The following is a 21619-nucleotide window of genomic DNA, read 5'->3' on the forward strand; positions in this document are numbered from 1 at the left end:
CAATGGGGATAGGGGAGAAATGCTATCAAACCTCAATCTTACTGGGAGGAGCGACGGGTGTTGGGGCCGCAGCTCTCTGACTTGGAACTGAGATTTTGCGCCCGGAAAAATCTCGCAGCAGGCCCATTAATGCAGGCACTACCGTCGGCGTGAGCACGGTGGAGAAGGCCAAGCCGCCCGTTAGAACAATGCCTAACCCTTGGTAGAGTTCGGCGCCTTGACCGGGGACGACCGCAAGGGGCAACATGCCCAGGATGCTGGTCCCTGCTGACATGAAGATGGCTCGGAGGCGATCGCGGGTGGCATCGTACAGCGAAGCATCGTAATCGGCGCCTTCATCTTGCAATTGCAGTGCCCGCTCTACGATCAGAATTGCGTTATTGACGACGACGCCAGTGAGGATGATGAAGCCGAGGGCCGTAATCATGTCGAAGGGGACTAGCATGCCGGGAATCCAGTTTGCAATGACCAAACTCAGCAACGCACCGCTCATGCCAATGGGCACCGTCGCCATAATGACGACGGGATATAGAAACGACTTGTACAGCGCCACCAGTAAGAGGTAAACAATCGCGACAGATACAGCAAACGCTGCCACGAGTTGGGATACGGTTTCCGCAAGGCGATCGGCAGAACCGGCCAAACTCACCCGATACCCAGGGGGTAAGCTGGCCCGGAGGGGAGCGAGGATCTCTTTCTGGGTGCGATCGACCAGCGTTCCGAGGGGGGCTTCGGGCGCCAAGGAAGCCGTTAGCGTGACCGATCGCTCTAAATCGACGTGGTTGATCGCATCGGGTCCGGTCGTTTCGCGCACCTCTGCAACGTCGCCCAACTGAACCTGCTGCCCGCCGCGCGTAAACAACGGCAGTTGGCGCAGTTGCTCTGGGGTTTGTACGGCTGCGTCCTCGAGCTGGACGACAACATCTAGCTCTTCTTTTCCGTCCACAAAGTGAGAGGCAAAGCGCCCGCCCAAGGCTGCTTCCACCAGCGAACCCAGATCGGATTCGGCGATGCCCACTTCTGCCAAACGCTCGCGCTGCGGGATGACTTGCAGCTCGCCCGCTCCCATGACGAAGTTAGAGCGCGTGCTTTTCACGCCATCGAGCGATCGCAACTTGCCCGAGATATCCCGATCCAATTGGTTCAGTCGGTTCAGATCGGGACCCACGATGTCGACCTCGAACTCTTTTCCCGGATCGCGAAAAATCGAGATGCGGGTCGGCACCAGAAACCGATACCCGGCAAAATTGTCGCTCTGTTCCCGCATTCGCTCGATCGTATCGGATAGGCCCTTGGTGCTGGCAAACTGCGGTTTCAGAATAGCTGCCACGCCCCGAAAGCCGCCGGGGCGATCGACAAACATCACGCGATCGATTTCCGGTTGCTCTCGCAGAAATTTGCGCAGGGGTTCCGATTGGGCGATCGATTCGGGAATGCTGGTGCCTGGTAGCGGTTCGGCCCGCCAGAACACTAGGTTGCGGTTGCCTTCCGGTAAGTAGTCAGCGGGGGGCAGCCACAAAATACTCACTACCAGTAAACCCAAGGGGACGGCCAGCACCAACAAACGACGCCCCACGCGCTGCCGACCGAGAGACCAACCGACCGTCTTGAGCACGCTCCGCTCGAACCGTCCCTGCCCGACCCGAAAGGCAGCGGAGGTTTGAGCGACTTTGCGGACAAACCAATTGCCGCCTGCGAACTGACCGCCCTCTAGCACCCGAACGGCTTCAGCGCGATCTAGGAACAACCCGGATAGCATGGGTACCAGCGTAATGGCCGCAATCATCGAAAAAATGGCAGCGGCGGTAATCGTAATGGTCATGTCGATAAAGAGCTGGGCGATTTCTCCCTTCACGAGGGCTAAGGGCAAAAATACCGCCACGTTCGTGAGCGTCGCGCCCAACAAGCCGCCAGCGACCTCCTGCGTGCCGTCGATCGCCGCTCTCATGGGGCTTTTGCCCTGCTGCATGTGGGTGAAGGCATTTTCCACCACGACAATCGCATTATCGACAACCATCCCAGAGGCAAAGCCCAAGGCCGCCAAGCTGATGATATTGAGGGTGCGATCGAACAACGCCATGGCAATAAACACCGTCACCATCGTGGTGGGGATGGTCAGAGCCACGACGGCCACCGTGCGCAGAGACCCCAAAAATAGCAGCAATACGATGACCGCCAATACTGCCCCGCCGATCAGGTTCTCCTGCACTAAGAGCGCGGATTGGCTCACGTATTCGTTCTCATCGTAGTTATAGACAAAGCGAATGCCTTGATTTTGGCGATCGAACTGCGCCTGCATCTCTGCAATAATCCCGCGCACCCCTTTGGAAATTTCGGGCACGTTGGCTCCGACTTGACGGATAATCCCGATCGCCACGGCAGGTTTGCCATTAAACATCAGCGCGCTGTCCTGGGGTTGGCGTCCCATTTGCACCCGAGCGACATCGCGCAAATAGACCGTGCCCCCCGCATCCCGCCGCAGCACAAAGCCCTCGAGTTGGGAGATTTCCTGCGATCGACTCACCGTGCGAACGCGATATTCCCGCCGTCCCACCACCAACGGCCCACCGCGAATGTCGCGGTTGTTCTCCCGCAGCACCCGCACCACATCCCCAATGCTCAGATTGCGATCGGCCAAGGCGCGGGGATCGACCCGGACTTCCACTTCGCGCAACTGCCCCCCGACGATCAGCAATTGCCCGATGCCCTGTACTTGGCGCAATCGCGGTGCAATTTCTTCCTCGGCTAAGTCGCGGTAGCGATTCGGATCGGGTGTGAACCCTTCCTTGGTGTCAAAGGGAATCCACATCATGGGCGAACTGTTGCCGCCCACCTGCTCGACGCTGGACTCCTGAGCTTCGGGCGGCAGACTGGGAACCTGCTGCAAGCGATTGATGACATCGAGCAGTCGCTCGTTGAGATCGCTGTCTGGCATGAATTCTAGGGTGATGGTGCTGCGCCCAGACCGAGAACTGCTGCTGACTTCCCGCAAGCCGATGACCCGCTCCATCTGCTCTTCAATGGGTCGGGTAATCAGATCTTCCACTTCTGCCGGACCCGCACCGGGGTAAACCGTGGTGATGGTAATTTCAGGGCGATCGCCACCGGGCTGGAGTTCCAAGGGTAAATTAACAAGGGCAAAAAGCCCCGCTAACGCCAGCAAACAAAATGCGACAAACGTTCCATGCCGCCAGCGAACTGCCGATTCAATTAAGTTCATGAGGCCGCTCCCTTTACGACTTTGACCGCCATCCCATCCCGCAACCCATCTGCACCCCGCGACACGATAGGCTGTCCGTTGCGAAGTTCCGGGCTAGATACCGCCACTTCTGGCCCCATATCCGAAAGTAAGTCCACTCTGATGGGTTTGGCTTTGCCATCGACAACAGTAAAGAGAAACCATCGATTTTGGCGCTGCGAGAGCACATCCCGCGAAACGACAAAACCAGTCCGATTGTTGGGTCGCACGAGCTGGGCTTCCACGGACATCCCCGCGAGCAATCCTTGGGGAGGATTGAGAAGCTCGATCCGCACGCGCTGCCGTCGCGAGGTTGTATCGGCAGAGGGCACGACACCCGTAATGGCGGCGCGCTGTTTCCACTGGCCTAAAGCCCGCGCCCTCAGTTCCACTATCGTTCCTGGTTTGACCTGACCGCTTAGATTTTCGGGCACTTCCAAGAAAATTTCGAGGCGATCGCCCGCCAATAACGTCACTAGTTCCCCGCCCCGTTGGATCAGATCTCCCTGGCTGACTTGTCGCGTTTGCACGATGCCTGATGACGTGGCTGTGACTTGGGTGCGCTGCTGCCTCAAGCGGGCCTGATTCAAAGCCGCGTAGGCCGATGCCACGTTTGCTCTCTGGGCTTGAATTTCCTCGCGGATGGGGCCTGCTTTGGCTTCGGCCAAAGCGGCTTCGGCCTCTAGGCGCTGGCTGTGGGCCGTATCGACCGCCGCGCGAACTTCTACGAGCGTGCGCTGCGCGATCGCCCCTTGAGCCACCAAATTTCGATTCCGTTGCAGGTTATCGCGCGCTTCCCGTTCCCGCGACTTCGCAGTATTCACGGCGGCTTGCCGTTGGGCGATAATCTCTGGGCGGGTGCCTGCTTCTAGACGGGCGAGGTCGCTTCGCTGCTGCGCCAGACGCGCGTTGGCTTCGGCAACGGCCAAGCGCTGGTCGGTATCGTCTAATACGGCGATCGCCATCCCCACCGTCACGCGATCGCCCGGTTTGACGAACAGTTGCTCGATCGTGCCATCGGTCTGCGCGCGAATGGTGAAGCGCTGACTGGCTTCGACCTGTCCCAATAATTTGACCCGACTCTCCCCCCGACCTGCGGTAAGGGCGATCGTCTCGACCGCGCGAGGTGGCGTGCCCTGGGACGATTGGGCGATCGCGGATGGGGTGCGGTTTGCGGGGATAGCTCGCCAAATTGCCAAGCCGCCGCCTGCAACCACCAGTAAAACCAGCCCCCACAGCCAATAGCGTTTGGGTGCAGGCTGGGGCGCTGCTACCGGAAAAAGCTGTAATTGTTCGAACTGACGATTTGAACCTAGCAGGTTGGAAGATTGAGGGTCGCTCGATTTCATAAGCCTGTCGCACCGCGCTCATACATGTTGAGTGTTGCGGGCAAACATAAAGCGAATATGAAAAAAATATAAAAAAAAATTTATCTTCGATCGTTCCCAGCAGGACTAACGACAGATTCGATCTGACCAGTCTTGCGCGCCGCGTCCCGCCTGACAGGTGTACTGCCGTCCCACCCACGCAACTTTCCAACTCTGACAGGCACAGAGCGAGTCCGAAGGCACCATTTCCACCCGGTACCGGATGCCCTTCACAGAATCATCCTCTAACCCTAGGTATGTAACCAAGGCGACAATTTGCGTTGGATTCGAACGATCTAATTCAACCTGAGGCAACCGCTTTGAGCCATCGACCGCAGCACTTAAGGCAAGCAGAGGCAATTGTGCCGGATCCCCGCTCGCGAGAGACCCTTTTAAGCTAGAAAGCGGAACGATCGCATACCCGCCCCGTGGGGTGTCGCCAGCCGATAGTGCCATCGGCTTAACGACACTTTCCCCAAATACTGGCATCGCAACCATCGCCATCATTCCGACAGAACCGAACAACACTAGAAGTATCGCGCGCATTGCGAATTAGCTCCACCCATAAAAGCATTGTAGATGCAATATCTGTCAGTGTACCCATACTGCAAGACGCATGAGACCTCAGCGATCGAACGAGTTCAGCCTAAATGTACTCTACTCTTAGATCGTCGGGAGCAACTGGATGTAATCGAAGCGGGCATGCTCCGAGCCATTCTCAAAGCCGTTCACCGTGAAGCTATCTCCTGGCGTGAGACTGATACCCGTGGCGATCGTCGGACTTACAAAAGTGGACGCATTAGCCACCCCACTGCCTAAATTGGCATTTAACAAAAGGCTACCGATTTGATTGGAGCTACTGGTTTCGACATCGTTGAGTACGACGGTAAATGAAGCCAAACCATCATTTTCGTCAAAGGTGCCAAGCACAAAATTATAGGTACCCGCCAATTCATCGGGTGTGTCGCCAAAGACAAAGGTAGCACTGCCACTTTCTCCACTCGCGCCACCCACGAAACTGAGTATCTGACCGCCAGAAGCCACTCCAATATTTTCAGTGCGGTAATTAATGATAGAATCTGCGGACTCTGCCTGAAAGCGTTTACTTGTAACGCTGCCGGCTGGTTCAAACCGGATAAAGTCGAAGCGGGCGTGCTCGCTCGCATTTTCAATCCCCGTAATGGTGAAACTATCGCCATTGGCAATACTCACCCCGCTGGCAACGGTCTTTCCAACCTTGGTGGTTGCAGTGACTGAGCCACTGCCCAGGTTTTGGTTCAGCAAAACGCTGCCGATGGAAGTACCATTTTTAGACACCTGCAAGGTCGCCGTACCATCGTTCTCGTCAAAGGTTCCCAGAATGACGTTGTAGTTTCCCGTAGCTCCCGTAAAGGCAAAGGTAGCCGTACCGATCTCGCTGCTGGCACCGCCTACCAGACTCAACATAGACCCGCCGGATGCGACAGAACTCGACTCTAGTCGATAGCCCGCCACATTGGCGATGGATTCGGCTTGGATAGTAATACCTGTCGCTGGTCCATCTTCGTCGTTAATGGCGACGGTAGCGGTTGTGTTGGCTCCCAGTACCACATCAGCAGCCCCACTTACGCCAGTCAGGGTCGCAATGACGCTTTCAGATCCTTCTACCGCTGAGTCGTTCAGCACTGAAACAGGAATAGTCGCAGCCAATTGATTGGCTGGAATGATAACGGACCCGCTCAATGCCGTGTAGTCGTTACCGGGCGTTGCGGTGCCGGCAACGCTGTAGGTAACAACGGTGTTGGTTGTTGATGCCTGATTGAGGCTGACGGTGAACAACCCGTTGCTATTGGGTTCGCTAGCATTTTGGGTCGTCGCAATTGAAACTGCTTTCTGACTGGCAAACTCGAGATAAATGGGCTGGGTGACAGGGCCGACGGAAAAATCGCCGTTGGCCGGGTCGATCGCACTAGCCACGAACCCTAGGGGTAACTGATTCTCTCCTGCAAAATTATAATTCGCAACGTCAGAGAAGTTAAACAGATTGGAAATATTTTGATTGGTCCCTGTGAGAACGACGTCGACCGTTTGGAACTCCACCGCATTATTGGCGGGGAAGGGTGTTGCGGCGAGTACAGCCAACTGGTTTGCTAAGAATGGCGCGTAGGAAGTCACGGGCTGGATGAAGCCCTTCGTCAGCACCACTCGGGCCGTCCTGCCAGCCGGACCGTTGACAATCACGCTGGGACCGCTTGCATTATAGGTTCCCACGCCTCCAGGACCTAGACCGTTCACCGTGAGGGAGACGGCTACATTGGGGGAACCCTGAGACGCTAATCCCTTAGAACCAGCCTGATTTTTCGCGCCTTGCAGTTGCCCCGTTGCTGTAGTGCCGTCCGTAAAGGTGACAGTGAAGGTCGAGCCGATCAGCTCTGCACCAGAGACGCCACCCACATCCCAAGACGGGTTGGAACCCCCATCTAATTGGGGTTTATTGGTACCCGCAACTGAATTCGGGTCCATATCGATCGAGAAACCAACCGTCTCTCCCGGATTGAATCCGCCATTTACGGCACCGTCAAAGTCAAGTTTTATCTTTTCATACCCTGCCGTTCCGCCAGCGCCAATATAAGACGCGGAATTAGGAGAAATAATACCCGTACTCCCATTCGTGTTGATGGTTAGTGGTTTGGCTACGCTATCGCCAGCCAAACCAAAGGGGTCGAAGACTGTATCTGGGTAAAGAGCTTTGGAAACATCGATCTCGACTTTGGTAATATTCTTATTCCCTGTATTTTTGACGAGGAAAGAGTTATTGCCAAAGTTCGAGATCTGAACGTTATTACTGTCAACCGTTACTTCTAAGGTTGCCTTTCCTCCCATAGCATCGTCGTCGGCGATGGTGACGGTAGCGGTCGTGTTGGCCCCCAGCCCCACATCAGCAGCCCCACTCACGCCAGTCAGGGTCGCGATGACGCTTTCAGACCCTTCTACCGCTGAGTCGTTGAGCACTGAAACGGGAACGGTCGCAGACAGTTGGTTAGCTGGAATGATAACGGACCCGCTCAATGCTGTGTAGTCGTTACCGGGCGTTGCGGTGCCGGCAACGCTGTAGGTAACGACAGTATTGGTTGTTGACACCTGACTGAGGCTGACGGTGAACAACCCGTTGCTATTGGGTTCGCTGGCCTGATTCGTTGCCGCGATAGAGACTTGTTTGCTGTTATTTCCTATTTGCAGGATTTCGATACCGTTAACCAGAGGATTTTCGACACCATGCAGAAACTCAACGTTGAGCGTCCCATCTGTAACCGCTACCGTATTGCTAATCATGCCGCCAACTAAGTTGCCAAACCGGGAAGCCAGGTCGACATTATCGAGGTTGCCGAGTACGCTGCCCTCAATGGCAACATCGAATACCCGCTGTCCTGGCGCGCCGGTACCCGTAAACCCATTGCCCATGTACAACCGCACTTCGTATAAACCTGGCGTGGGAACGCTGAATGCCCAAGCCATTTCGGGTGCTGCAGCATTGTCCCAACGCTCGGTATCGAAGATAGCGCCAGGAGTAGTTGAAGGCACATTCTGTCCGGGATTCACCGCTACAAAACCTGATGTATTGTTGCTGCCTGCACTGACGAGATATGGACTATTGGCACCAGTTGTATCTGCCGCCCAGGGAATGCCGCCATCGATCGCCGCAACCTGCGGACCGCCAGCATTCACCCGGTAGAGCACCGTTGATGAGGAATTGCCCGTCGCCGTAATTTCAACATCGGCAAAGACTGCCTGGAAGGTGTTTGTTGCCGACTGCCCTGCATTCGAAGAGAGGAGACCTACGGCCAGACCGCTGGTTTTGCCTTGGACTGCGTAGTTACCGAGAATGGCATTCAGAACTGCCGTGCCGCCTAAGTTAATGGCCGCGCCAGAGACGGTTTTAGTATTTCCGCCGCCAATCTCATAGGTAATCGTTGGCGTGGCCGTTGCTGCGCTGGGGTCAATTTCTAACTCAAAGAAGATTTTTTGGTCGGGGGGAACGGCAAACAGATCGTCGGCTTGGAGGAAGGAAGAAGTAATGACGGTGTTGTTATTCTCAAGTAAGACCTGAATTTCACCATCAGGAGATTTGATGGCAACGATCTTGAGATAATTGCTTTGATCGCCAGTGCCAATATAGCCTCCGATTTGCTGAGAGGGACCGATCAGGGCACTGACTGGATTGACAACAGTCCACTTAATCTTGAACGTATCGACCGTTGGGGAAATTGTGACGCCAGTATGGAATAAGTACTCACCGTTATTCCCGGTCGCAAAGGGATCGCCATTTGAGACCTTCTCGATAACTGTCGTACCGCCACCCGCCGCAGTTATAAATTTAACATTGTCCAGCTTGACCTCGCCGGGCACACCAGAGGGTTCGTTGAAAAATTGCTCGAAATCAGTCGAGCCATTAATCATGACGCCAGTGAGACCGCCGCCATAGCCATTGGCCCCCGGCAGGTTATTGTCCTGATTGGCATCGAAGTCCCACAGCAGTGTCTGACCGGGGAGTAAGGTTACAGCGCCGCCATTGGTGGCATCGCGAATGAACGGATCGTTGACGTTGAGAATGAGATCGTCATCGAAATCAGGGTCGTTTGGCAGTACCAAACTCGATGGAGCAAAAACTTTAATAAAGTCTCCTCCAATTTCAGCAACCCAGATCGTGCCATTGGGACCGGTAATAACGTCGAGGGGAGTGGAAAACCCGCCGATCAGGGGGTAAACGCCATCAGAATCGACGACGACATCGTCTCCGGTGCCAAGAATGCCGTCGTTGCCCGGATCCTTCAATGGTTCCAGACCCGTACCTGCATTATTGAGGTTCAGCACCGTCACGTTGTTATTAAACTGAGTGACCAACAAGGCTCCCTGAAGGGCACCGCCAAAAGCGTTGGCATCGGTATACTCCACCAACCCATTGCTGGAGGAACCAAGGCTCACGATCTTCGGACTGCTAGCAGAGGAAGCTGGAATTCGGATTCCGCTTTGCTGCAGCCGAGCTGCATTGCCTGTAAATTTACTGGGATCGATCAGAAAGTTGTCTGGAATGGCAACCGAATTAGGAACCAATGCCGACAGATCGGGAACGCTGTTGGGCGATAAGGATGGGTTGGCAGTGCCGCTATCGTTATAGACTGTCCAAGCTAGGTTCTGATTCGATCGAACCGGGTTGGGATGACCGTAATATCCGCCGTCCTGGATGAGATAAAGCGGCTCGGGGTCTCCAGTGCCACCGTTATTGGGTTGGTTTGTGGCCTCGCCGTTAACGATAATTGGGTTTCCGCCCAGGTTGCTGTTAGATCCATTATCAACGGTGTAGAGTTTGCCAGACTGACTGAGCACCAAGTCGTAGTTGTTTCGAAAGCCATCGGCATAAATGCGTAGCGGGGCATCAGCCGGCAGAATCGCCATGTTGAAGCCATCATTCCCTCCAAAGGGACCAGCAACATCCAGCCCATTGGCATTTTCTCTAACCCCATTGTTGGGCACCGTGGGATCGTCTAGGGTGGGCAGATCGTAAATGTATTGCCGCGATACGGCGTTACCTCCAACCTGGCCGCCATCCGCATCCGTTAGAATCGGTCGGCTGTTGATATCCGTAAGGTCTATTTCGAGCACCGTCCCCGATAGAGCGTACTCGCCAGTGTAAGCAAAGTACTGGGACGGTGCTCCATTATTGGTATTGCCGCCAACAGCCAGATAGAGTTTGGTGCCGTCCGCACTCAACACCATTCCGTTCGTTGAATGGTTCTCTTCCGAACGTGGCAGCCCTCGAACGATATCCACTGCATTCCACGTAGAGCCAGTCTTTGTGACCCGAGTGATAATGCCCGAATTGGTGTCCAGATTGGAATCGTTATTGGTGGCGATGCGCGGATCGCTGGAAGAGATGTAAAGAACAGGATTCGCAGCCGTTCCCGCAACTACAATTCCAGTGACCTGTCGATTACTAAGCGTACCAGTAGCGGAAGGTTGGTTGGCACCGCTATCATTGTGATTCATGATTGACTTCACCACCCCACCACCATTTGGCAGTGTCAATTCTTCATAAGCGGTGGCGATATACTGACCGTTCTGAAGGGCTACGGTAAAGGCACCGATCGCTCCATTCTGCTCGGCAACGTAGAGCCGACCGTCTGGACCAAAATCAAGGGATGTTGGGTTGTCCAGAACGATCGATCCACCGCTAACACCTTGGAACGCGCCGATTTGATTGAAGCTGATAGCCATATACCCAAAATCTCCAGACTAAAAAGAGAGAAAAAAATTAGATAAACAGAGATTTCTTACGTAAATCGGAAAATCTGCTTCAGATACAGCAAGAAGTTGAACCCTGACTGGAGCAAAAGCCTGCGATCGCTCGATTTAAAACTCATCCACAGGCTAGACAGATATCTTGAGAAGTCAAAAAAGTAGAGACTTCAAAAAAGTGCAAAGTAAAACCATTCCTCAGCGTTTGGCATCGCGCGCAAACTTGAAGAATCTTAAATACAGCAGGAAACTTTCCTGAGAAATACCCCGAGTGGGGTATAGCTAGGAATGCAATAAAGAACTGCCGTCCTTTTTTGTATCGATATGATTTTTGTGACTACTTAGATTGAAGAACTGGAAAAATAGGATTTCCAAAAAAGACCGAATTGAGCGCATCGGGAACACTGATGCGTCGCTCGAATAGACCGATTCGCGCTTCCCCACCGCTGAAGCAACGACTCGCCTTTCCGTTATACCTTACCACTCCGAGAGGTTGTCAATATGTATAAATTGACTTAATCAAACATACATTTGTACTCAGTAGGAGGGGAACACTTCTCCCGTGCCTGAGACTCCCTTGCGGCCCATTGCAAAGGGTACGAATCGTACCCTTGACGTAAGCCAGCTTTTCCCCCCAAGCGTGAATCAAACGAATCTTGGCTCCATCCATTTGTTGGTTGAGAGTATCTCGATCCGTTAGGTCAGCTTCAATAAAATTTCAATTGTTTTAACAATAGCATAACCTCAAACTAGGCTCCTTAAAAAATCACTAAATTTTAATCTAACGAGTCATTAAACTTTATAGAAACCCTATCCTTTTCCGTCTCTGTCTCGCACGTATCCTTTCGTCCTGCGGCAAACTCCCTTGCGCCTGCAGTCGCCCCTTCAAAAAGCATTTTGGTGCAGTATTTTTGTGCGACCTGCGCTACCAAATACAAATACGATTTTAAAAACAACGATTATTTGGGTTTGCGATCCGACGAGTTACTGGGTCCGTACCTGATTGACTGACAAAAGTTTAAGACCCTCACCGTTCGGCTGAGCGCGGTTCGGCTGAGCTCACCGTCGAAGCCTCACGCCGAAGCCCCCAACTCCTCTCCCAGAGAGGGAGAGGGGAGTTAGAAGTCAGAATCGTTCTTGTTCCCTTTATCCCCTTGTGGGGGAAAGAGCTAGAAGATGAGGGGTATTCGTTTTGTCAGTCAACCAAGGGTCCGTACAGGCATCCTTCACGGATCGCCTCTAACTACATCCGGTCGAAGCTCGAAACTCGCCCCGTTCCAATTTCTTCGAGGCCGCACGCGCCGTAGCAACCCGCATTCTGGCAATCTGCATCCCACCATCCCTATGCCTCGATTGCGGGAGCGAATACAATGCGGATCGAGGATTCAACGCGCGCTACCCCTTGAGGATGAGTAAAAATCTTGTGGAAAATCCGTTCGCAGCCGTCTAGAGTCGCACCCGCTTCCCGCCCCCAAGGCGTCGTCGGTCAAGCGAAGCATCGCCTGTTTTCTCCTTTTCAGCGTTTCCCGCCTCGCCATCTTTGGGTTCAAGGTGGGCTGCTGGCAGGGGTGGGGGTGCTATTGGGGCTGAGCCTCGCCCCTGCCCCGACGGGATGGATGGCTTGGGGGGCGATCGCCCCGCTGTGGACATCGACCGTCGCGGTTCCCACCCGCAAGCAAGCAGCGTTTTTGGGAGGATGCTGGGGGATCGGCTACCACGGCGCGGCCCTGTTCTGGCTTTTTGGGCTGCATCCGCTCACTTGGCTGGGCATGCCCTGGGTCGCCAGTCTGACCGTTACAACCTTAGCCTGGGGAGTAGCGACGCTATGGGGCGCTTGTTTGCCGATGGTTTGGGCTGCGAGTTTGCGCTGGATCGGTCCCGCTCTCGGTAACTTTTCTCGCATTGCGATCGGCACTGCGCTTTGGTGCGGGTTGGAATGGCTCTGGAGCTTGTCGCCCCTATGGTGGACCGATATTGCCAACAGTCAAAGTCCTCACAACACTTCCATTCTGCACTTGAGCCAACTGTCGGGGCCGATCGCCATTACCCTGGCGCTCGCGTCAGTCAATGGCGCGGTCGCGGAGGCTTGGCTGAGCCGCCAAAGGAAATTTTTGGGGGTGGCGATCGCCCTCTGCCTGGCGTTCCACGGCCTAGGTTGGAAGCTAGCGCAGGCGCCCTTAGCGAGCCAGCCAGCCGAACGCCTTTCCATTGGTATGATTCAGGGCAATATCCCGACGCGCTTCAAGCTCTCGTCAGCGGGAATTGACCAATCCATCGAAACCTATCGCCAGGGCTACGAAACCTTGGCAGCCCAAAAAGTAGACGCGGTACTGCTTCCCGAAGGAGCGCTGCCATGGCTGTGGGGGCAGTCCTTTGGGCAGGAGCGAGCGCTGGTGGCGGCGGTTCGGGCGGCAAAGGTGCCCCTTTGGGCGGGAACGTTCGTGCCCAAAGGAGAAGGCTATACCCAGAGTCTCTTGAGCCTGGGGGCAAGCGGCGAGGTCTTGAGCCAATACGATAAGGCCAAACTGGTGCCGTTGGGAGAATATCTGCCGTTCGAGTCGGTATTGGCGCCAATTCTGCGACGGCTCTCGCCCCTGCGGATGGGAATGGTGGCCGGAAGTTCGCACCAAGTATTTGAAACGCCTTTCGGTCGGGCAATCGTGGGGATTTGCTACGACTCGGTATTCCCAGAATTGTTTCGCGCTCAGGCAGCAGCGGGAGGGCAGTTTATCCTCAGCATTGCCAACAACGATCCCTATAGCGACCGGATGATGGCGCAGCATCACGCGCTCGATGTCATGCGGGCGATCGAGAGCGATCGCTGGTTGGTGCGCGTGACGAATACGGGACTGTCTGCGACGATCGACCCTCGCGGACGAACGCTCTGGAAATCTGCGATCGATGAACATGTAACGCACGTTGCCGCGATCGAGCGACGCAGAACCCAGACCCTTTATGTCAGATTTGGGAATTGGATGTTGCCTGCAATCGTATTTGGAAGTATTGGAATTGCGTGGAAGATGCGGATCGACGCTTAGATGGGTTTAGACATTGCTTTGACAATTCGGGTCGCAACGTTGCGGGGCACGAAACGCGTGCTTTGTGCCATCAGCCAATTCATCGTTCCTGGAATATAGACCCTCTGCCCGCGTTGCATTGCCCGGTAGCCCAAGGCAGCAACCTCATCCGCCGTCGGGAGCTTTTTGCCCTTAACCAGTGCAGAGCGCTGCATATTAGCCTTGTCTTGGAACCCGGACGCAGTGGCCCCCGGACAGAAAGCCGTTACGGTGACGCCGGTTCCTTCCAGTTCGGCGGCAATGGCTTCCGAAAAGCTCAGCACAAATGCCTTCGTTGCGTAGTAGATCGCCATGTAGGGGCCAGGTTGAAACGCAGCCGTTGAAGCGGTGTTTATAATTTTGCCTTGGGTAGAAAGTAAGTCGGGCAGAAACAGCTTGGTCAGAATCACAACCGCAGTCATGTTGACCCGCATCATGGCCAGCTCCTCCGGCAGCGAAGAGTCTTTGAACTCGCCAAAAAGCCCGTAGCCTGCATTGTTGGCTAGGGCGCTGAGCGTAAAGCCGCGAGCCTCGATCTCAGCATGTAGCTTGCTGGCACCTTCCTCGGATTCCAGGTCGGCGGCAATGGCCGTGGCTGCGATGCCATAGCGGCTCTGAAGCTCGATGGCGCGATTCTCCAATTTGCTGAAGCTTCGAGCCGCCAGAATGACATCGTAACCATCCTTGGCAAAGTTTTCGACGAGCGCTTTCCCAATCCCCGAAGAGGCACCTGTAATGAGGGCTGTTTTGCGGTTGCGATTCATGGTGGACCTGCTAGCTCTTCTGCTACTTACGCCTGGGAGGGGTTCAGAAATCGATTGGCCATGTTCAAGACATTCCCCAGATCGGCTCCGCCCTCTGTACCTCCGCTCAAAAACGCGCTGAGCAGGGGGTTTCCGACCGGTTGTCCGGGCTTGTTGGCACCCATATTCAAAAATCCCGTCACGATGGGTAGCAAGGCAGGCACGATCGACTGAAGAGTCGAAGCGTCTAGCCCCGTCTTTTGCGCGATTCCTTCAGCCAGTTGTGTCTGGACTTGGGGTGGCAATAAACTCTGCAAGGCCGAGTTGCCTAACATGCCGCCCAACGCACCCCCCATCAGCTGTTGTAAAGGGTTGTCGCCGCCTCCGGCCTTTTGCTGGAGTGCCGGAAGCAGCGCGCTACCCACAGCAGACAGAATCATCGGCATTCGATTGGACGGGACGCCGTGCTCGCTCGCGACCTTCTGAACCGCATTGGTCATGGTTTCAAGGTGCGAGATGCTGGCTTGCTGTTGCGGGTTATTAATGGCGCTCAATACGTCAAAAAACAGTCCCATGGTCTAATCTCCACTTAAATTCAACAGAAATTTGAGAATCGGGCACGCGTTGCGGGCAGACCTAATTGCTCCGCACCGAGACCCGCGCCAATTCTTATCGTCCTAAATTCGGACGACGGAGAGCGTTACTTCTCCTTGATTGTCATCGACCTCCGTATCGAAGAAAAAGGCTGATAGGGTAGCGGTTTCGCGCACGTGGAGGGTCAACAGATCGTCGTAACCATTTAAAGACGACCACGTCGATCCGACTTCCACCTTAGTTTTCTGATTCGTCACCTTACCGCCATAGATCCAAAGCAAAACGAGGGGTTCGCCCGTACTCTCCGGTCCCGAACGATACCCAAAAGTACCGCTTTGAATTTTGATCAGATAATCGCCTGGTTCGAGGGTTTGAGAGGCGGCTTTGTCTTGAATCCGTCTCATTGTCTCGGGATCGAGCGCGTAGCAGTTGCGCTGGCTGTGAACCTTCAAGTTCGCAATCGTACATCCTCCTGGGGAATCGATGGCGTCTGTTGAAGTGGCATCTGAAGTGGCATCATCGGGTGGGGCTGAAGCGCCCATTTTTTGCCCCAATCCCCCCACTGTTGCCCCTAGCCCAGCAGCAGCGCCCAATCCGGCAGCACCTAACCCAGCAACAGCGCCCAATCCGGCAGCGCCCAATCCGGCAGCTTTAGACCCCGCTCCTGCAACGGCACCGCTAACGTCAGACACGGCATTGCCGATTTTCGCAGACGCGCTGTCAACGGCTTCTCGCCCGGCTCTGAGTATGGTGTCTTCGGTCCCGGATGCGGGAGGCGCGCTCGACACGCGTACCGGAGCGGATTGAGCTACTTTGATCCAGCGTCCGTCCTCAGCAACATAGCCTAGCTCTGCCCTGTAATCGCGATCGGGCACTGGAATGGGGACGTGTCGGTCCTGAACCCGATCGTCCAAGTCATACTGTTGAAATGCTTGGGTAGAAAGGCTGCTGACGTCGTAGACTCGCAGTCCTAGCTTCTGTCCGCCCTGACTGCGAGCGTTTGCTTTGTCTGTCTCAGTGGCTTCCCAGTAGGCGTAGGCATGGCTAGAATCGCGGGGGGTTAGAATCATCCGGCTTTGACGCGCAGCTCGATTTGCGCCTGCCCTTGCCGCCGCTCCGGCTCCTAAAGCCGCCGCTCCGGCTCCTAAAGCTGCCGCCCCCGCACCTGCAGCACCTGCAGCACCTGCAGCCGCACCCCTAAAGGGAACGACTCCGCCTTGAGGTGGCGTTGGTGGCGTTGCAATACCTGCCGCACCCTTACCAGCGACGGGGGCAATCGGTTTTGCAGTTTTATCCCGACCCTTCAAAGCCCATAGCAGCAAACCACCTGCAATGGGAACTCCCAACAGCCAGGGCAACCAAGGCATGCCGCCTTCCAAGGACATGGTAGGAGAAGCCCCCCCACCCGTTGCTTCAGCCCCTGCAGCACTCCCAGCAGCTGTCGTTCCTGGAGAAATTGCACCTACCGCTTCGGCGGTCTTGACAGCCGCTTGTCCTTCGGGCGTCGTGGCAAAGCCGAGAAAAGACGATACGGCTTCGTTGGGTGCTCCTTTATAGACGTATCCGCGCGGTTGCGAGAAAGGATAGCGAGGATCGTCTGGCAGCGTATTGTGCATGGAGAGAATGCGAATTCCCTCGCGATTTAGGACTTGAGAAACAGGGGCGTAGCCGATTCCATCTTTTCCAAGGGCCTTCGCCATCGCTTCGGTATTGTCCTCAGCAATGGGTTGAGCGGTCGATCCAGCCTGAAAGGGAGCATCTTGGAAGACGGGATAGCGGCGAAAGGCGAGCCGAGTATCGCTCGTCTCGGGGCGATCGATAAACCGGATGGGTCCCGGCTCGCTTCCGAGTTCTGACCAGTCTGCAATCTCGCCTCGGAAGATTTTTGCAAATTGCTCGAAGGTGATATTGCCGTTGAAGGGATTCTCTGCCCCCACGACAATTGCAATTTTCTCGCGGCTGATGGGGACTTGCGAAAGCCCTCTAGCGGTCTCCTCCGGCACGAGCGGACGACCGATCGCGGCCAAATCGATTTCCCCTTTCTCTAAGGCGGTCAGCGCTGCATCCGTTCCTCGACCTTCGAGGGTGACTTTAGCAGTAGGGAATTTTTGAACAAAGCGTTCTTGAAGAACCTTGTTAATCGCAGACATACTAGCAGACCCGTCAATCTGTACCTTGGCATCGGCGGGCAGAGAGTCGGGGAGCGGAAATGCAGGCGATGCCGTTTCAGTTTGCGCTCGAGCCGATCCTGCAGTCAATAACGATGGTGTTAGCGCAGGCGCGGAAACCAATCCAAGCAGAAGCAGCGTTTGTAACGTAGCAGTCATTTTTCTTTGCAACATAAGGGCACACTATGAACGTTCGTAAGTGGGGAATGAAACAGGATTTGGCGATCGCACTTAAATGTCACTCGATTTTGATAGAAGCGCTACAATCCCAACCGCTCCCTGTTCCACGAGCGGATCGGGTTAGATTCTCACGACGGACAGCAAAATTTCCCCTTCATTGTCGTCAGGATGCGAATCGAAGAAAAAGGCACAAAGGATTGCAGGTTCTATCACCTCTAACACGAGGGAGTCATCGTAACCATTGAGGGTGGACCAAGTTGCGGCAACCTCAACGTCGGTTTTTTTGTTAACGATCCTACCGCCGTAAATCCACAGTAAGATTAAGGGCTCGCCAGGATGGCCCAATCCCGAGCGGTAGTTAAAAACACCCTCGCGAATCTTGACAATATTTGTCCCGACTTCCAGGGTTGTAGAAACAGAGGACTCCTCGATCGTTCTCATTTGCTCGGCTGCGAGTAAGCAACAATGCTGCCGACTGTGGACTTTTAGCTCTGTGACATCACAACCTTCCATACGCTTCCCTCACGCTTTTTTGCGTTTTAGTATCTCCTTTATCCCCCAGAAAACATCCGCTCCGATGTAAGGCCCCGATTGAAACACTTAGGGCAAGACGTGCCGATCTGCAGATTATTGCCTCTCTTTACTTCCTAATTGTGCATGTTTTTGCGACAAAACTCATCATGTTTGCAAGGGCGCTCAAAGATCGAATTTATAGCTTTTTTTTAATAAAGGTCGCATCCGGCTTAACTGAAAACAGATTTTGCTCGACACCGCAGCTGATTGGGAATCTTTTGAGTCAGATGCTTTAAGCGCAGCCGGAACGCTCGATACAGCTAAAATATTTAGATGGCACAATAATTTTTATAAAGATCTTAAGTTTTGCAACAAGTAAATTAATCTAAAGCTAGCTCAATTAGAAATGATTTGTTTGAAATTGGCTGCATTTCAATGCGACTGAATCGTCCCGAAAATTAGACCAGACGTTGCGATAATTTCAGATGGAGCGCTGTATTCGCACCTTAAAGCAAAAAATGAGCGGCTCGATTCTTTGGGCGGCAAGGTAAGCTATAAGTGCTGCGTTGGTGCGGTTCTGTCGCCGCTGACTTTGTCATCATCATTTCGCTTTCCGCAGCGGAGGCTGCCACCCACATTGCCGACAACCCTTTAACGTTCTCTTTGGATTCACGAGACTTTGACGATGAAGCTCAAACTCAATGAGCAACAAAGTGCAGCGGTTCGACAGATGAATCAATTTCTCGCTTCAGAGGCAGACTTATTTTTGCTCCAGGGCTTTGCGGGAACCGGTAAAACGACCACAATCCAGTCCTTTATCCGCGACGCTCAATTGAAGCAAAAGAGAGCTAAGGTCGCCTTTACGGCGCCCACGAATAAAGCAGTGAAGGTGCTATCGCGAATGGCAAGCGAGTGGAACCTACAATCGGTGGATGCGATGACCATCCATCAACTGCTAGGGCTACAGCTTAAGCCCAGTCGCGATGGAGGGATGAAACTCGAACCTAAAGGGATAGACTATCTTTCGCGCTATGACCTCATCGTTTTAGATGAAGCATCCATGGTCAACAACGAGCTGTGGACGCATATCATGTTCGGACTTGCCAATGGCAGCAGTGCAAAACTGATTTGCATGGGGGATCCGGCACAACTTCCTCCCGTTGGAGAAGAAGCCTCTCAGGTTTTTGGCATTACCGACGTAGCCGAACTGACTGAAGTGGTACGTCAAGCTAAAGATAATCCGATCGCAGAGCTGGTGGATGTGGCAAGGCAAGCTGTGTACGATCCATCGGTTGTCATCCCCAAACAGTCCAATCGGACCCTCGCGGAAGGCGTTTGGTGGATCGACCGTCAAGAATGGCTTCATCATTTGCTGGCAGCTTTTCGGTCGGAAGGGTTTCAACAAGATGCCGACCGCGTGCGGGCGTTAGCCTGGACCAACAGGGAATGCAATTGGCTCAACAACTACGTGCGGGCTGGCATTTATGGCGCGGATGCGAGCGCTTTTGTAGAAGGAGAACTCCTGATTGCCCGAGAGCCGATTTTTGAAGGAGATGAAATTGTTTTGCCAACTTCCAGTGAGTGTCGAGTGCTCGGTGCGAGCGAGTCGCTTCGAGACGGTTATCGATGCTGGAATTTAACAGTTCTCTCCGATGAAGGAGAGATGTACGATTTCGAGGTGTTGCACCGCAGCGAACGAAGACGCTATCTTCGCAACCTAGGCGAGCTAGAGCGTAAAGCGCGCCAGAAATGGACAAAGCGGAACTGGAAGGCGTTTTTTGAGTTGCAACAGCAGTTCGCATCCTTGGATTATGGATATGCCATTACAATCCATAAGAGCCAGGGCAGCACCTTTCAAAACGTATTTGTAGTGGACCGAGATATCGACTGCAATCCAAACCGCGCAGAGGCCGCTCAATGTCGCTATGTTGCGTATTCCAGAGCCGCACGGAGATTGTTCAACACTCTTTGATGAATTGAGCGCGCGCGAACCGCGCTGTCCAATGCCGGGTTTCTGAGGCGATCGCCCGGACTGAGGTCAAGGCAACCGTGCGTGCCGGCCAAGACTGCGAGTGCCGCTGCTCGATCGCGATAAGTTGTTCGTCCGGCGGGTGAAAGTACGACCAAATCGGGGATGATATTCAAATATTGTCCCATCTCGAATATGGACGAAACCCGTCTCAATAGGGTTCGGATGGGAATGAATTGCTAACCGTATTTTGTTCTGTAGAAGCTTATGAAATCTCGACGTCGGTCCATAAAGCGCATCGATCCCAGCACGATTCTCATCTACGTTCGTAACATTCTCCAAACCATCATTACCCTCGCGAGCGCGTCTTTGGGCCTCATTGCAGCCCTCGCTTGGAATGAAGCCATTCGAGCTACGATGAAGAAAATTTTAGGCCCCGATGACAGCATTCCCGCACTCTATATCTACGCTATCGTTGCAACCATTCTAGGCATTGTGGTGGTTTCAGGGCTGAGTTATGTGGCCTCCAAGCTGGGTGGGGAAGCCGTCATAAACCGCGAAGCGGAAGGATAGCGCGGCCCCAAAACCAAAAGGACCTCTTTCACTGCAATCGAGTCCTAGAGCTGTATTGAAAGCAAAAGCTCCAGGTCAATATTGCCGAAACAATAGGAGCATCAACCTGGAGCTTTAGATAGGCTAACAACTGTAGATGCAGCAGACCTGAGTATTAGTACGGAATTTTAGTTTTTCACGGTTTGAAGATCCACTCCAGCCGCAAAGGTGCAGTATCTAATCGATCTCGCCATCTTCGCCAATTTGCTTGAGGTGAATGTGCTTATAACCCAGCTTGATTTCAAACTCATCGCCAACTTTTAAACCCATTTTCTCTGTGTAGCTGGCCCCGATCACAATTTGTCCATTCTTATGAACGCTGACCCGATAGGTTGCCTCTCGTCCTCGTCCATCTTTATCGCCGTCCGAGTCCAACGATACGCCTTTCGCTTCTAAAACAGCATTCAGGAACGCACCGATGTTTACTCGAGCTTGATTTTCCTTTGTAAGGCTAGAGTAGCCGCATTCACGAGCCTTTTCACGGCGGGATAGATGCGGTATTTCTTTTAATTTTTGCAGCAATGCTTTTCCGGTCAAAGGCTGAGTCGCAGTTTTAGTAGCCATTTAGAGAAATACCCTGTCCTTCAATTGTTTCTACTGTGTTTCTACTGATGTCTTTATTTCGAAACCATGTCGATAACGGTGTCGATGGTGGCGTTCGAGACGGCATCGGCCTCTCTTTTGGTGACGTTTGCTTTGATGGCGATCGCATCCGCTAACTCACCCTTATTCATCCTAACTCCTCATTACACTGTTAGAGACTTTAACTTATTTTTATGTACATCAGACAATCTACCAAATTATTGAAAGATAGAGGAGAGCGATCGCCTTTTTTCTTTTTATCGCATCGACCTGTGTCAGCTTTTTGATGGCTTTTTATCCTATCATTGGGCATGGTGCAACAAA

General features: G+C 53.7%; 14 protein-coding genes. 4 read left to right on the plus strand and 10 right to left on the minus strand.

The window, feature by feature from the left end; all coding sequences use genetic code 11:
• Positions 1–25: 25 nt before the first annotated feature.
• From R6H26_RS20855 to R6H26_RS20870, 4 genes are all read right to left on the minus strand, one after another.
• Positions 26–3220 carry an efflux RND transporter permease subunit gene (locus R6H26_RS20855; protein WP_404785213.1) on the minus strand — a complete coding sequence of 1065 codons (3195 nt, stop codon included), beginning with the start codon at positions 3218–3220 and terminating at the stop codon, positions 26–28.
• Complete coding sequence (locus R6H26_RS20860) at positions 3217–4587, minus strand: efflux RND transporter periplasmic adaptor subunit (protein WP_404785214.1); 1371 nt, start codon at positions 4585–4587, stop codon at positions 3217–3219. Before R6H26_RS20860 ends, R6H26_RS20855 begins: the two co-directional genes overlap by 4 nt.
• A 105-nt stretch (positions 4588–4692) precedes the next feature.
• Entirely contained in the window at positions 4693–5151 is a 459-nt protein-coding gene (locus R6H26_RS20865) for a hypothetical protein (RefSeq protein ID WP_404785216.1), read from the minus strand.
• 117 nt (positions 5152–5268) lie between these two features.
• Entirely contained in the window at positions 5269–10857 is a 5589-nt protein-coding gene (locus R6H26_RS20870) for a Calx-beta domain-containing protein (protein ID WP_404785217.1), read from the minus strand.
• 1442 nt (positions 10858–12299) lie between these two features.
• Between R6H26_RS20870 and lnt the strand changes: the two genes are divergently transcribed.
• Positions 12300–13916, plus strand: coding sequence for an apolipoprotein N-acyltransferase (gene lnt / locus R6H26_RS20875; protein WP_404785219.1), 1617 nt, complete (start codon positions 12300–12302; stop codon positions 13914–13916).
• On the opposite strand, the gene R6H26_RS20880 is transcribed toward lnt, so the two are convergent.
• The 4 genes from R6H26_RS20880 to R6H26_RS20895 form a co-directional block, all read right to left on the minus strand.
• Positions 13913–14698 (minus strand): SDR family NAD(P)-dependent oxidoreductase, encoded by a 786-nt coding sequence (locus R6H26_RS20880; protein ID WP_404785221.1) that lies wholly within the window; start codon positions 14696–14698, stop codon positions 13913–13915. The two genes, lnt and R6H26_RS20880, sit on opposite strands and share 4 nt — an antisense overlap.
• Positions 14699–14724: 26 nt before the next feature.
• Positions 14725–15252: a DUF937 domain-containing protein gene (locus tag R6H26_RS20885; protein ID WP_404785222.1), complete on the minus strand. Its 528-nt coding sequence runs from the start codon at positions 15250–15252 to the stop codon at positions 14725–14727.
• A gap of 102 nt (positions 15253–15354) precedes the next feature.
• Positions 15355–17598 carry a substrate-binding domain-containing protein gene (locus tag R6H26_RS20890; protein ID WP_404785224.1) on the minus strand — a complete coding sequence of 748 codons (2244 nt, stop codon included), beginning with the start codon at positions 17596–17598 and terminating at the stop codon, positions 15355–15357.
• Positions 17599–17739: 141 nt separating this feature from the next.
• Positions 17740–18132 carry a hypothetical protein gene (locus R6H26_RS20895; protein WP_404785225.1) on the minus strand — a complete coding sequence of 131 codons (393 nt, stop codon included), beginning with the start codon at positions 18130–18132 and terminating at the stop codon, positions 17740–17742.
• 558 nt (positions 18133–18690) lie between these two features.
• Between R6H26_RS20895 and R6H26_RS20900 the strand changes: the two genes are divergently transcribed.
• The 3 genes from R6H26_RS20900 (at position 18691) to R6H26_RS20910 (ending at position 20674) form a co-directional block, all read left to right on the plus strand.
• Positions 18691–18837: a hypothetical protein gene (locus R6H26_RS20900; RefSeq protein ID WP_404785226.1), complete on the plus strand. Its 147-nt coding sequence runs from the start codon at positions 18691–18693 to the stop codon at positions 18835–18837.
• A gap of 25 nt (positions 18838–18862) precedes the next feature.
• Positions 18863–20104, plus strand: a complete 1242-nt coding sequence (locus R6H26_RS20905) for an ATP-dependent RecD-like DNA helicase (protein WP_404785227.1) — start codon at positions 18863–18865, stop codon at positions 20102–20104.
• Positions 20105–20368: 264 nt separating this feature from the next.
• A complete protein-coding gene (locus R6H26_RS20910) occupies positions 20369–20674 on the plus strand; it encodes a DUF5654 family protein (protein WP_404785229.1) in 306 nt (101 codons plus the stop codon).
• A gap of 216 nt (positions 20675–20890) precedes the next feature.
• Here the strand turns inward: R6H26_RS20910 and R6H26_RS20915 are convergent, their stop codons facing one another.
• Both R6H26_RS20915 and R6H26_RS20920 read right to left on the minus strand, forming a co-directional pair.
• Positions 20891–21277 carry an AbrB family transcriptional regulator gene (locus R6H26_RS20915; protein ID WP_404785231.1) on the minus strand — a complete coding sequence of 129 codons (387 nt, stop codon included), beginning with the start codon at positions 21275–21277 and terminating at the stop codon, positions 20891–20893.
• A 53-nt stretch (positions 21278–21330) separates the two neighbouring features.
• Complete coding sequence (locus R6H26_RS20920; protein ID WP_404785233.1) at positions 21331–21447, minus strand: HU family DNA-binding protein; 117 nt, start codon at positions 21445–21447, stop codon at positions 21331–21333.
• Positions 21448–21619 lie beyond the last annotated feature (172 nt).

It is taken from the genome of Altericista sp. CCNU0014 (assembly GCF_044923475.1).
GTDB lineage: Bacteria > Cyanobacteriota > Cyanobacteriia > Thermosynechococcales > Thermosynechococcaceae > JAAURS01.